This is a genomic window from Lentisphaera marina (assembly GCF_028745505.1).
Lineage (GTDB): Bacteria > Verrucomicrobiota > Lentisphaeria > Lentisphaerales > Lentisphaeraceae > Lentisphaera > Lentisphaera marina.
This window is the reverse complement of sequence record NZ_JAQZZL010000001.1, coordinates 807,902-820,893: the sequence shown is the minus strand read 5'-3', so window position 1 is coordinate 820,893 and position 12,992 is coordinate 807,902. Positions and strand designations below refer to the sequence as shown.

At 42.7% G+C, this 12,992-nt stretch carries 7 protein-coding genes; 6 read left to right on the top strand and 1 reads right to left on the bottom strand.

Features of this window, described 5'->3' with window-relative positions:
- The first annotated feature begins 115 nt into the window (after positions 1–115).
- A complete protein-coding gene (locus PQO01_RS03390; protein ID WP_274312638.1) occupies positions 116–520 on the top strand; it encodes a hypothetical protein in 405 nt (134 codons plus the stop codon).
- Between the two features lie 19 nt (positions 521–539).
- On the opposite strand, the gene PQO01_RS03385 is transcribed toward PQO01_RS03390, so the two are convergent.
- Entirely contained in the window at positions 540–698 is a 159-nt protein-coding gene (locus PQO01_RS03385; RefSeq protein ID WP_274312637.1) for a hypothetical protein, read from the bottom strand.
- A 254-nt stretch (positions 699–952) separates the two neighbouring features.
- Here PQO01_RS03385 and PQO01_RS03380 point away from each other — a divergent pair, with 254 nt between their 5' ends.
- From PQO01_RS03380 to PQO01_RS03360, 5 genes are all read left to right on the top strand, one after another.
- Positions 953–2,911 carry a GDSL-type esterase/lipase family protein gene (locus PQO01_RS03380; RefSeq protein ID WP_274312636.1) on the top strand — a complete coding sequence of 653 codons (1,959 nt, stop codon included), beginning with the start codon at positions 953–955 and terminating at the stop codon, positions 2,909–2,911.
- A gap of 8 nt (positions 2,912–2,919) precedes the next feature.
- Positions 2,920–3,585, top strand: coding sequence for a GDSL-type esterase/lipase family protein (locus PQO01_RS03375; protein WP_274312635.1), 666 nt, complete (start codon positions 2,920–2,922; stop codon positions 3,583–3,585).
- A gap of 160 nt (positions 3,586–3,745) precedes the next feature.
- On the top strand, positions 3,746–5,566 hold the full coding sequence (locus tag PQO01_RS03370) for an alpha/beta hydrolase family protein (RefSeq protein WP_274312634.1): 1,821 nt from the start codon (positions 3,746–3,748) through the stop codon (positions 5,564–5,566).
- A 319-nt stretch (positions 5,567–5,885) separates the two neighbouring features.
- Positions 5,886–9,602: a 3-keto-alpha-glucoside-1,2-lyase-like domain-containing protein gene (locus PQO01_RS03365; RefSeq protein WP_274312633.1), complete on the top strand. Its 3,717-nt coding sequence runs from the start codon at positions 5,886–5,888 to the stop codon at positions 9,600–9,602.
- A gap of 176 nt (positions 9,603–9,778) precedes the next feature.
- Positions 9,779–12,988 carry a DUF1553 domain-containing protein gene (locus tag PQO01_RS03360; protein ID WP_274312632.1) on the top strand — a complete coding sequence of 1,070 codons (3,210 nt, stop codon included), beginning with the start codon at positions 9,779–9,781 and terminating at the stop codon, positions 12,986–12,988.
- Positions 12,989–12,992 lie beyond the last annotated feature (4 nt).

Below are 12,992 nucleotides of genomic sequence, written 5' to 3'. Positions count from 1 at the left end.
GATCCTTGCAGTTGATATCTATTACACCACTAATGGCCAAGGAAAAGCTGCCGATAAATTTTGGCGCCAGGCAAAAGCAAGCGAGAAGAACGGAACGTGGACAGCTCCACTTCCTTTGGGCGCTTTAGATAAACCTTTGTGGGCCTATGGGGATGTCACCTATCCGCTCGATAAAGAAATCAGTGGTGTCAGCTATAGTGGCAGCCCTTTCACCACGGATCATTTTCACCTAGCTTCTGTACTTCAGATGATTAATCCTGATACACTCAAAAAAGCGGGAATTATGAGTTCTCTAAAACGACCAGCAGTGCTAGAAAGCTTTGCAAATGGCTGGAAGACTTGGACCCAAGATGGCAACTTTCATCGCTGCCGCAAACCCCTCTTTATGCTTGATGAATATCAGCCTCTCACTGCTGATGCAAAATTGCTCATTGACCTGCCTTGTGAAAAGCCAAACACATTAATCATCGGCATAGATAAGTACGTCACTGAACTTAATCTCAAAGGGGCATCTCAATGACAAACTTTTGCACTCAAAGCTAGTGACTTTCACAATGGGGATAGCCATAAGTGAACTCACTCCCCGACACTAGTTGTTCTATTTTGGACTTCTTTGTATCATCTGCTTGAGCTGCAGTGAGCCCCAAGAAAAGTCGACTCTTGAAAGTGAAAGAAATTAAAGGTTTGATTTGGATCATTAATGCTACGCCTATACTAAAATATCATTACTCACAGTAAACCAAAAAGAAGCAAGATCGTTACACTTACTCATAGATATTTCGAATTAATATACCTCTAGCTGTTAACAAATAGCTATCTGTGCATACCTTATCTAAGGAAAAGCTTAAAAAAGACAGCTTACACTAAAATAATAAAACATTTGAACACAAAATTTGAAACAAATTTATTTTGAACTGGTTAGATCTAAAACTTAACAATTTCAGGGAAACAAATGCAAGCATATCGAATAACAATTTTTAGCGCCATACTCTTATTTCTAAGCTCATTTACTCTAAGTGCCAATACACAAAGCTTTCCAGGTAAAGCTTCTGATTGGCATGGCTACACAATGTATAGTCACCAAGGCACTAAAATCGTCGTACCAAAAAAAATCGCCGATGGAAAGCCCTGGGTTTGGCGGGCTCGCTTTTGGGGACATGAGCCTCAATTTGATCTAGCCATGCTTCAACGGGGTTATCATGTCGTCTATTGCGATGTTAGCAATTGGTTTGGCAGTCCGAAAGCCCTGAAAAAATGGGACGACTTTTATAATTACCTCCGCTTTGAACACCTCTTTGCGGATCGCGCCATTTTAGAGGGCATGTCACGTGGCGGTCTCATCATCTATAATTGGGCCGCTAAAAATCCCGACAAAGTCGCGGCTATATATGGCGATGCTCCGGTGATGGATTTTAAGAGTTGGCCCGGTGGCAAAGGCTCTGGTCCTGGGAGTCCTGGCGCATGGAAAGCTTGCTTAAAAGCTTATGGTTTTTCCGAAGAACAAGCTTTGGCTTACAAGTCCAACCCCATTGATAATTTACAGGCTTTAGCAAAGGCAAAAATCCCCATCCTTCACGTCGTGGGTGATGTCGACAAAGTCGTTCCCGTATCAGAAAACACCGCTATCGCCCAACAACGCTACAAACAGCTCGGCGGTATTTTTGAAGTCATTCACAAAAAAGATGTCGGTCACCATCCTCATTCTCTCAAGGACCCCAAAGCCATCGTCGACTTCATGATCAAACACACCGAAAAGAAGACTTCCATTGCCGCAGAGGATATCGTCGGCGACAAAAACTTCATTAGTCGCAGCAATTTCCAAAACTCTCGCATCACTTTTGAAAGAAATAAAAAGGGCCACGTTGCCTTCCTCGGCGGCTCAATTACTGAGATGAATGGCTATCGCCCCATGATGATGACTTACCTCCAAGAGCGTTTTCCTGAAACCAAATTCAAGTTCACCGATGCAGGCATTAGCTCGACTTGCTCCGATACGGGGGCTTTTCGTTTACAAAGAGACATCCTCAGCCAAGGCCCTCTCGATATGCTATTTGTGGAGTTTGCCGTTAATGATGACCAAGATGGTGTCTACAACTACAATGACGCAATACGCGGCATGGAGGGCATCGTTGCCCAAGCTCGTCGTCACAATCTAAATGTCGATATCATCATGACTTTTTTCGTCAATCAAAATATTTTACAGCTAGCTCAAAAAGGCGAAATGAACCCCTCCACTTCTGCGCATAACAAAGTAGCGAAGCACTACAGCATTTCCGTCAACAACCTTGCTCAAGAGCTCGCCGACTTAATCAACGCTAAGAAAATGACTTGGAAAAAATTTGGTGGCGTTCATCCCAATAAATATGGCAACACCATGGCGGCTAGCATGATTCAACAGGCCTTAGAAAAACAGTGGTCTAAGCCTCTTGCGAAAGACGCAAAAATCACTGCCCATCAGCAAAAAGAATTGCTTGATCCCAAATCTTATTCCAAGGGACGTTTCCTTGTTTATGAAGATATTGAAATCGATCAACACTGGAAAAAGGGGGCTCCTAATTGGAAACAAGAAAATAAAGGCAATGTCAGAACTCGCTTCCAAAAAAGCCCGATGATCTACACCAAAACTGCTGGGGCCAAACTCAAAATCCAATTTACAGGAACAGCGATTGGAGCCTATATGCTCAGCGGACCCGATGCCGGCATCATCAAATGCACCATCGATGGTAAAGAAACAAAAATTATCGATACCCTGCATAAGCATAGTGGCTTCAATTACCCCATGACCCTCATGTTCTTTAATGAACTAAGCGATGGTGAGCACACCCTCGAATTAGAAACCCTCCCAAATAAGAAAGGTCGTATCAAACCTGGAGGTTCCGCATTCCGCGCCCTCTATTTTACTGCTAACTAAGGAACCCAATGAAATTCATACAAATACTCATTGCCCTATGCTTTTTTATAAGCCTCTCGGCACAAGATAAAATCAAAGTCGCCTGTGTTGGCGATAGCATTACTTTTGGTGCAGCAATTAAAGATCGTGTGAACAATAGCTACCCGGCTCAACTTGGAAAGAAACTCGGCGAGCAATGGGAAGTTAAAAACTTCGGTATTAGTGGTCGTACTTTACTGACTAAAGGCAACGCCCCCTATGTCAACTCTCCCCAATACAAAGCAGCTCTCGCCTTTCAGCCCGATGTCGTCATCATTAAGCTTGGCACTAATGATACAAAACCTCAAAACTGGCAACATAAAAAAGATTACGCCTCTGATTATAAAAAACTCATTCAATCTTTCCAAAAGCTAGAGAGCCAACCAGCGATTTGGCTATGTAAAGCTGTACCTGTTTTTCCAGAGCGCTGGGGCATTAGTAACCAAATTGTTCAAAAGGAAATCAATCCACTTGTTGAGGCTGTCGCAAAAGAAATGGGACTCCCAGTCATTGACCTCTACACGCCCCTAAAAAATCGCCCTGAGTGTTTCCCTGATAAAGTTCACCCCAATGCGGAGGGCGCAAGAATCATGGTCGATCAAATAGCTCCTTTACTAAAAAAGCATGGTAAAAAACTACCCGCGATCACAAAGTAATTTTTATCTCAAAGTCCATTCTACTCTTGTGCATTGACGAATGATGCAATTGACTAGTCTCAATTAAAATAAAGATTTGTCACTTGATTAAAGTTTGTTTTGTAACAAACAAAGTTTTATGCTGTTTCATTAATTTATACAAAATCACCTAAGGACCGCAATGAAAACATTTCTCTTCACTTTGATGACAATAAGCTTTTGCCTAAGTGCGCTAGCTCAAGATACTTTCACCCCTTATCAAGCTGGCGAAGTCCCCAATAATGTTCTTGATTTATGGAAAGATTACGACCCTCGCAAAGAAGCACTAGAAACGAAAATTATCAAAGAGTGGCAAGAGGATGGTGTGGTCGCACGCTATATCACTTTCAAAGTCGGTACTTTCAAAGGGCAAGACGCCCGTATTGCTGCCTACTACTGCTTCCCAAAAAACGGTCAGAAAAATCCTGCTTTCGTATGGAGTCATGGTGGAGGTCAACGCGCCGATAAAACTCGCGGCATTTACTTTGCCAAGTGTGGTTTTGCGAGCGTCGATATCAACTGGCTCGGGCGCCCCATGGAACAGGATATCGACGAAAACACTGATTGGGGCAAAGTCGACCCAAGCCAAGGCCCACGCTTTTATTCTAAGGCTTTGCGCAAAGGCTGGAAACGCGGACTTGAAGCCGATGAATTTTCAATTGATCCTATTGATAGTCCCCGTAATAACAATTGGTTTCTGCTCGTTGTGGCCGCCAAAAGAGCCCTCACTTTTCTTGAACAGCAAGCGGAAGTCGATGCCAATAAACTTGGTTTCTCAGGCTTCTCAATGGGCGGAACCATTACTTCCATGACTGCTATGGATCCACGCCTTAAAGCGGTCGCGCCTTTTGTTGGTGGCACTGGTTTTCTGCATGAGGATTTCCCCGGACTTTCCGGAACTGGCCTTGCGGCTCATTACGCCAAGCCTGGGCATCTTGAGATGTATGTTAACACCATTGATCCCTCTGCCTATTGGCCGCATGTCAAAATTCCCGTCATGTTCATTAACTCCAGTAACGATTTTCACGCCGTCTTTGACCGCGTCTATCAGACTATGGATTTACTCAAGCACAGTAATTGGCGAGTCAGTATGAATATGCACGAAAACCATGGCCCCGGTGCCGAGCAATGGATCACACTCAACAAATGGTTCAATCTCTACTTAAAAGGCGAGGATGAACGCATGCCCGCAACTGCTTTATCTAGCTTTGACTTAACTGCCAATGAGGCGACTTTCACTGTCACTCCAGATAATCGTAAAGACGATTTATTAGAAGTCGAAATTTACTATTCTCATAATCCCAATTCAATCACACGTTTTTGGAATCGTGCTCAGGCAGAACGTCAGGGAGACAGCTGGCAAGCTAAGATTACGCATGACAATAAAATCCCCATCTACACTTTTGCTCTATGTCGCTACAAACTGGATAAAGAAGAAGAGACTTTGAATGGCAACACCTCGACCTATAGCATTTTCTCCGAAGAGCATTCTTACGTCCCAAAAGGTTTTAAAATAGAAGACCTGAAAACCCTTGCAAAAGATCAATTGATTTTTGAAGATTTCAGTCACGGAATACAAGGCTGGACTTGGCGTCATGGCAATCTCAACACCTACAAATTTCAGGATCCAAGTTTCAAATTCGATCATAAAAAATTAAGTATTACTATCGACCCCAAACAAGACGACTACTACCTACAAATCGGTATTGATAGTCGCTTCCTAGGTGCTCACCGCGATATTGGTCGTTTTCATTATAGCGTTCCTGTGCCTGCCGGCGCCAGTAAAGACATTATCATCAAAACTAGTGATTTTAAGAGTCATGACAAAAAGCCGAAAACAGTGCAGTGGTCACGCATCTCTAAATTCAGTCTCGCGCTCATCAATCAAAAAACAAAGAAGAAAATTGATTTCAGCACAGCTGAAGGCCTCGGCATGATCAAAGTGATCAAACTAATTGATTAAGTAATCATTTCCTTAAGGCCGTTCGATAGCTTAGCTTTATCCCAAATTCTCAAATTTGTCCTCTCGCATCTAAGTTTTGTAGGAGGAGGACTGTATCGATTATCTTATATGATTCATCATACTAAAAAGATAGCTTAAAAAAAATCACATAAGTTCACTTAATTTTGTAGCATCTCATTTTTTGCGGGGTTTAATTAATTACGGCACTAAAAAGAGTATGACGAAAATGTTATATTTTTAAAAAGAGCCACACAAGACTTTCACTCAAAAAACTTATATTTATACATTATAAAACTAGAATTTTAAACCAGGATAACTTATGACCTTTAAACTCCTAAGCCTCTGCCTAGCACTCGTGCTCACCCAACAAAGTGCACTCGCCGAAAAAGCACAAAGCCTATTTAATGGCAAAACTCTCGATGGTTGGAAAGGCGATTTATCTTATTGGTCAGTTAAAGATGGAGTGATTTTTGGTCAATCCACTAAAGAACATCCTACTGGTGGGAACTTTTTAGTTTGGGATGATGAAGTTGCCGATTTTGAAATCACTCTCAAAGCACGTGTTCGCGGCAATAATTCTGGCTTGCAATACAGAAGTAAGTTAGCTAACCCCACGCGTTTCACCGTCAATGGTTATCAAGCTGACATTATCCATGCCAACCATCTCTTAGGTATGATGTATCACCAAGGTGAAGGTCGTGGAATTGTCGCTCAGCGCTTCCAAGAAGTTGCAGTCGATAAAGACGGCAAAAAGACCGTGATCAAAGAATTTGGCGATAAATCAATCAAATGGGATGCTAATCAATGGAACGAAATCCGCGTTGTTGCGGTTGGCAATCGCATGATCCATCAGGTCAATGGAATTACGACAGTCGATGTAACTGATAATCACCCAAATGCGGCTCGCAGTGGTATACTAGGCCTGCAGCTTCACGGTGGCGCCCCAATGACCGCTGAGTTTAAAGATATTGAATTACGCAAAGTTTCTGGTCAAGAGGCAGAAGAATTACTTAAAAATACTCTTGCTGAGAAAGAGCGCGATCAAGATAAAAAAGTTTACTCATTCTCCAAAACAAATGACACCCCAAATTTCAAAGCAAACAAAGAAGCTCAATGGATCTGGAAGAAAGATAAAACTGATGATGAGCCCCTCTATTTAACCAAAACTTTCTCGTCCAAAGGCAAAATTGCCAGTGCTCATATTTTCAGTACTTGCGATAATGAAATGAAACTTTGGCTCAATGGTGAACAGCTCTCAGATAGCAAGGCTTGGGAAAAAGCTTTTATGTCTGAAGATTTGTCAAAAAAGATTAAACAGGGAAATAACCTAATCGCTATCGAAGCCAAAAATGCTGGTGGCTTAGCTGCACTTATCTTTAAAATCATTCTTAAAATGGAAGATGGTAGCACGGAGGAAATCATTAGTGATACGAGCTGGAATGCTAGTGAAAAACTTCAAAATAAATGGAATACTCAAGCATCAATCTCGGCAAACTGGTCAGATAAACTCTTTTCTGTCGGCGGTTTAGGTATTGCCCCTTGGGGTGATTTCGGTTTAAAAGAGAGTGGAGGAAAGACTAGTAATACTTCGGCCTTAGACGGTTTTAAACTTCAAGAAATCTATAAATTCCCCAAAGAATATGGCTCTCAAGTTGCCATCGCAGAAGATGATCAAGGTCGTTTATTTGTCTCTGGACAAAAAATGGAAGGACTTTATCGCCTTCAACTCAATCTCGATAGCGAACAAATTGCCATTGAAAAAATGCCTATAGAACTCAAGGGAACTCGCGGCATGACATGGCATGATGGATCCCTTTATTACTACTTCAAAAATGGCGGTCTCATGCGTTTGACTGATAGCACTGGCGATGGCGCTCTTGACGCAAGTGAACTCTTCCCCACAGCTTATAATGGATCAGAGCATGGTAGCCATAGTGTTGTTCTCGCACAAGATAATAAGGATTTTTACTTAGTCGGTGGTAATCACACGCCAAAACCAAAAAAAGATATTGTCTCTTTCTCACGAGTTCAATCATGGGATGAAGACCTCTTGCTCGAGCGTGAGTGGGATGGCAATAACCATGCTCGAGGCGTCTATGCTCCAGGTGGACATGTGACTCGCTATAATCCCGACACCAAGAAGAATGAAATTTTTGCCATCGGTTTCCGTAATCAATTTGACGTGGCCTACAATGTCTTTGGCGACCTCTTCACTTATGATGCTGACATGGAATGGGACATGGGCACACCTTGGTATCGTCCCACACGTATTAACTTTGTCGCTAGTGGTGCTGATTATGGCTGGAGATCTGGCTCAGGTAAATGGCCTGCCTATTACGAAGATAGCTTACCTTCTGTCTTAGATATCGGCCCTGGTTCTCCCACAGGCATGGTCTCTGGTTTAGGAGCCAAATTTCCTGCTAAATACCAAAAAGCTGTTTACGCTTTTGACTGGACTTACGGAACAATTCACGCCTTACACATCAATGCTGATGGCGCTGGTTACAAAGCCGAAAAAGAAAGTTTTGCTTATGGTGAACCGATGCCGCTAACTGATGGACTCATTGCTAAAGATGGCTCTATGTATTTCTTAACTGGCGGTCGCGGTACAGACTCTAGATTATATCGTCTCAGCTACGAAGGTTCTGAATCTACTGAAGCGATCTCTCCTAGCGATTTCACACTCCCAAAAATGCACAAAATCCGCCGTCAGCTCGAAGCTTATCATGGCGTGGTTAATGCTAAGGCCGTCGCTGATGCCTGGCCACATTTATCGAGTTCTGACCGTTGGTTGCGACATGCAGCAAGGGTAGCTATCGAATCTCAGCCTACTGAGCAATGGGCCCATAAAGTTTTTGAAAGCAAGAATCCCCAAGCGACAATCACCGGCGCTGTGGCACTAGCTCGTATGGGAACAAAAGATCATCAAGAAAAAATAATTTCTAGCCTACTAAAACTAGATTTTGATAAGCTAAAAACTCAAGAAAAACTCGGTTTATTGCGTGCTTATGCACTCACTTTTATCCGCATGGGTGAACCCAATGCTAAAGATCGTAAGCTAGTTATTGCTCAATTGGATCCCAAACTCCCTGCTCAAAATGATGATCTAAACACCGAACTCCTCCGTGTCTTAGTCTATTTAAAAGCCCCTGGAATCATCACAAAAGGCATGGCACTTATTGAACAGGATTCACCGACCAAACTACCACAATGGCAGAATGATATCATTAGCAGAAATAAAGGCTATGCCCGAACAATCAACAAATTGATTAACGATTATCCTCCAGTCCAAAAACTTGGCTATGCTTTCATCTTGCGCAACCTCAAGACGGGCTGGACTCTAGAACAACGCCGAACATATATCTCCTTTTTGAATTCTGCAGCGAAGCATCCAGGTGGCAATAGCTACGCAAAATTCTTAATTAACATTCGTGGTCAAGTTCTGGCTCAATTGAACAGTGAAGATCGCATGGCTTTAAAAGATATTACTGGCGAAGAATTCGGCAATAAACCAAAGTTCAAAATTACGGCTCCGAAAGGGCCTGGAAGAATGTGGACTGTAAAAGAAGCGAGTCGTTATACCCATCGTGGGGCACTCAAAAAAGCTGATTTGAAAAATGGCCGCAATCTCTTCCATGCCGCTGCCTGTGCTAGCTGCCACCGATTTGATGGTTTAGGCGGAGATATCGGTCCCGATTTGAGCATGGTGAGAACTAAATTTGATGATCGTTATTTACTCGAATCAATTATTGAGCCAAGTAAAAATGTCTCCGATCAATACAGCTCAAAAATCATTACCCTCAAAGATAAAACTCAAATCAATGGCTTAGTGATGCCCCGTGAAGCATACTACGATGTCTATCCCACAACTAAGAGCAACAAAGAAGTTAAGCCTCGTCAAATTCCTTTTGATGATGTGGAAACCATCGAAGACTATCCTGTATCACAGATGCCCCCCATGTTGATGAACTCAATGAATGCTGATGAAGTTCGCGACCTAATTGCTTACTTGCTTTCTGGCGGAGTCAAAGAATAAGCAAGTCTTTTAAAGACTTCGCTCAAATCTTGTAACGCCACAATCATTTTGGAGTATAATCAGAGTAAGAACTCAAAGCTTACTCCATAAAGCAATTATTTGATGAGTTTTACTCATCCAGAATTCCTTTGGGCTTTATGGCGCTTTATATAATTTATTAAAAAAGGTGAATTCTCATGTTAAAAACAAAGCTAGCCTTACTTATTAGCTTTCTTGTAGCAGGAACAAGCTGCGAGCTGATGAGCGAGAAATCAGAATCGAAAGCAACCGTAAAAAAAGTTAATTTCAATAAAGATATTAGACCCATTTTATCAGATCGTTGCTTCCATTGTCATGGTCCTGATGAAGAGGAACGCAAAGGCGACTTACGCCTCGATATTCCCGACGGCCCCGAAGGAGCTTTTCGCGTCCTCGATGGCATCGCATCGATTATCCCTGGCAATCCTGAAGAAAGCGAACTCTACTACCGCATTAGCACCGATGATAGTGACGACATTATGCCTCCACCCAAGTCTCATAAAGCGGCCCTCACAAAAGATGAGATTGCCCTTTTCAAACGTTGGATCGAAGAAGGCGCCACTTGGTCTAAGCACTGGGCTTTTGAACCCATCAGAAAGCCAATGGTCCCTAAAGTCAAAAAGTCCCAGACCAATAACCCCATCGATAATTTTATTGTGGCGAAACTTAATGAGAAAGGTTTAAAGCCCAGTCCTGAGGCACCTAAGCGCAAACTCATACGTCGCCTCTCCTATGACCTCAATGGCCTCCCACCAAGCCAAAAAGAAATCGATCAATTTATCAATGATAAATCTGATGATGCCTACGAAAAACTTGTGGATCGGATTCTTGCGAAGCCCGCATACGGCGAACGTATGGCTCTACCTTGGCTCGACATGGCACGCTATGGTGATTCCTCTGTATACCATGCCGATGGTCCTCGTACTATGTGGCCATGGCGAGATTGGGTAATTGATGCCTATAATAATAATAAAGCTTTTGATCAATTCTCCATCGAACAGATTGCGGGTGATCAAATCCCTAACGCCACTTTAGATCAAAAAGTCGCAACTGCTTTCTTAAGAAATAATGGTACAACTGACGAGGGCGGCGCCTTCCCAGAAGAATACCGTGTGGAGTACACTGTTGACCGCCTGAGCACGGTGTCTAAAGTCTGGCTCGGCTTAACAACTGAGTGTGCACAATGTCACGACCACAAGTACGATCCCATTTCTCAAGAAGAGTTTTTTGAGATGTATGCCTTCTTTAATGTGGCTGCTGATGCGGGCATGCAAAGCCGTAATGGTAATGCCGCACCGACAATTAAAATTGATAATAATCCCTATCAAAAGAAAATGATCGGACAACTCCAAGCTCAGCTTGCTAGTGCCGATGCAAACATTCAAAAATTCCATCAACAACATGCGGCGGCCTTCAAACAATGGCAGGTACAAAAATCGGCAAAACTACAAGCTATTCCCAATGGCCTCAAACATTTCTTCCCACTTAGATCTAAAGAAGAAGCCTACGATTTTGCCCAAGATGACTACTTACAAACTCCCAAAAACTTACACATTCAAGTAGTGAATGGCCCTGATGAAAAGATCGATGAGAAAACTAAGAAACCAGTAGCTAAGACTAAAGCAGTGGTCATTCGACATGGCATCTACAACAGCATTCCCAAACTCTTCGATTCAGATAGTGCTGTCACATTATCTTTCTATTTGAAATATGCCCCACAAAAAGAGAAGCATACCATTGTAGGCCAGGCGCAACAGCACAACGCCCAAGGCGTGGAAATCTATGTCAAAGACCACAAGCTCGGCTTTAGCTATATTAGACATCACAACAGAGAACACATTTTTGTCGATGCTGAAAAAGAACTAGAGCATAACAAATGGCAACATATCAGCGTCACATACGATGGTAGTCAAAAAGCTGCTGGGGTCAAAATGTACCTCAATGGAAAATTGCTCCCGCAGAAAGTGATTCACGATAAGTTCCCGACCAAGTTCGTTAATAATCAAACCTTTAATATCGGTAGACGAGACGCAGGTAAAAATACTAATAATCCCATTACCCTACTGCAGATCTATGATCGCGTTCTTCAAGAAAATGAAATTAGCGCAGTGAGTCAACTGACTTATGCGGACCTCGCATTTAGCAAGAATGCCAATGAGAATTTTGAAATGAATTTAAAGAAGGCTTTCTATACAGAGAAGAAACTCAATTTCACTCCTGTTTTAGCGGCTAGACATGGCTACATAAAGCCACTTAATGACTTTAAGAATCTCAATGTCATGATCATGCAAGACCAGCCTAAAGCCCAAGCGAGAAAAACTTATATCTTAGATCGTGGTGCCTATGATTCCCCTAAGAAGGATAAAGAAATCTTTCCTAATGTTCCAAAAGTTCTTCCTCCTTTAAAAGCTGATTCAGAGAAAAACCGTTTAGCCTTTGCTCAATGGATCATGGATCCTGAAAATCCTTTAACCGCACGAGTTACGGTCAACCGCTACTGGATGATGCTTTTTGGCAAAGGTTTAGTGGTCACTCCCTCTGACTTTGGTAATCAGGGCTCCTGGCCCACTCACCCAGACTTATTAGATTGGTTAGCAAGCGATTTCCGCGATAATGGCTGGGACGTAAAAAGAACCCTCAAACAAATCGTCATGTCAAAAACTTATCGTCAGGATTCCGCCATCTCAGCAGAACTCTTAGAACTTGATAAAGATAATAAACTGTACGCTCGTGGACCCCGCTTCCGTCTCGCAGGTGAACATATCCGTGACTCAGCTTTACAAATGGCGGGTTTGCTAAGTCCGCAAATTGGCGGAGAATCCGTGAAGCCTTATCAGCCAGAAGGACTTTGGAATGAAGTTTCTCTATTGGGTAATGTACGTTTCGTCCAGGATGAGGGTGAGAAAAATTACCGCAAGAGTATTTACACTTATTACAAGCGTTCTGCACCCATTCCAAATATGACGACTTTTGATGCCCCAAGTCGTGAGAAATGCACCATCGAACGTTCGCGAACCAACACACCTCTACAGGCCTTGGTCACACTCAATGACCCCATCTTTGTGGAAGCCGCACGCTTCTTTGCGGAAAAGATCATACAAGAAGGTGGGCCCAAGTTCGCCGACAAAGTGAATTACGCTGCTGAAACCGCTCTCGCACGTCCCTTGGACAAAGAGCAGATCAAACTTCTCGAAGAATTTTATAAGCGCCGTTTTGATGATTTTAGCAAAAATCCTAAAGCTGCTGAATCGCTATTGAACATGGGCGATACAAAACGCAACGAGCAACTCGATTTAAGTGAACACGCGAGCTGGACGCTCATTGCGCAACTAGTTTTAAATTTAGACGAAAACCTTAACAAGGAGTAATTAT

Coding starts and splice junctions, on each gene's coding strand:
- PQO01_RS03385 (WP_274312637.1), bottom strand. CDS start 698: ATGATCCAAATCAAACCTTTAATTTCTTTCACTTTCAAGAGTCGACTT.
- PQO01_RS03380 (WP_274312636.1), top strand. CDS start 953: ATGCAAGCATATCGAATAACAATTTTTAGCGCCATACTCTTATTTCTA.
- PQO01_RS03375 (WP_274312635.1), top strand. CDS start 2,920: ATGAAATTCATACAAATACTCATTGCCCTATGCTTTTTTATAAGCCTC.
- PQO01_RS03370 (WP_274312634.1), top strand. CDS start 3,746: ATGAAAACATTTCTCTTCACTTTGATGACAATAAGCTTTTGCCTAAGT.
- PQO01_RS03365 (WP_274312633.1), top strand. CDS start 5,886: ATGACCTTTAAACTCCTAAGCCTCTGCCTAGCACTCGTGCTCACCCAA.
- PQO01_RS03360 (WP_274312632.1), top strand. CDS start 9,779: ATGTTAAAAACAAAGCTAGCCTTACTTATTAGCTTTCTTGTAGCAGGA.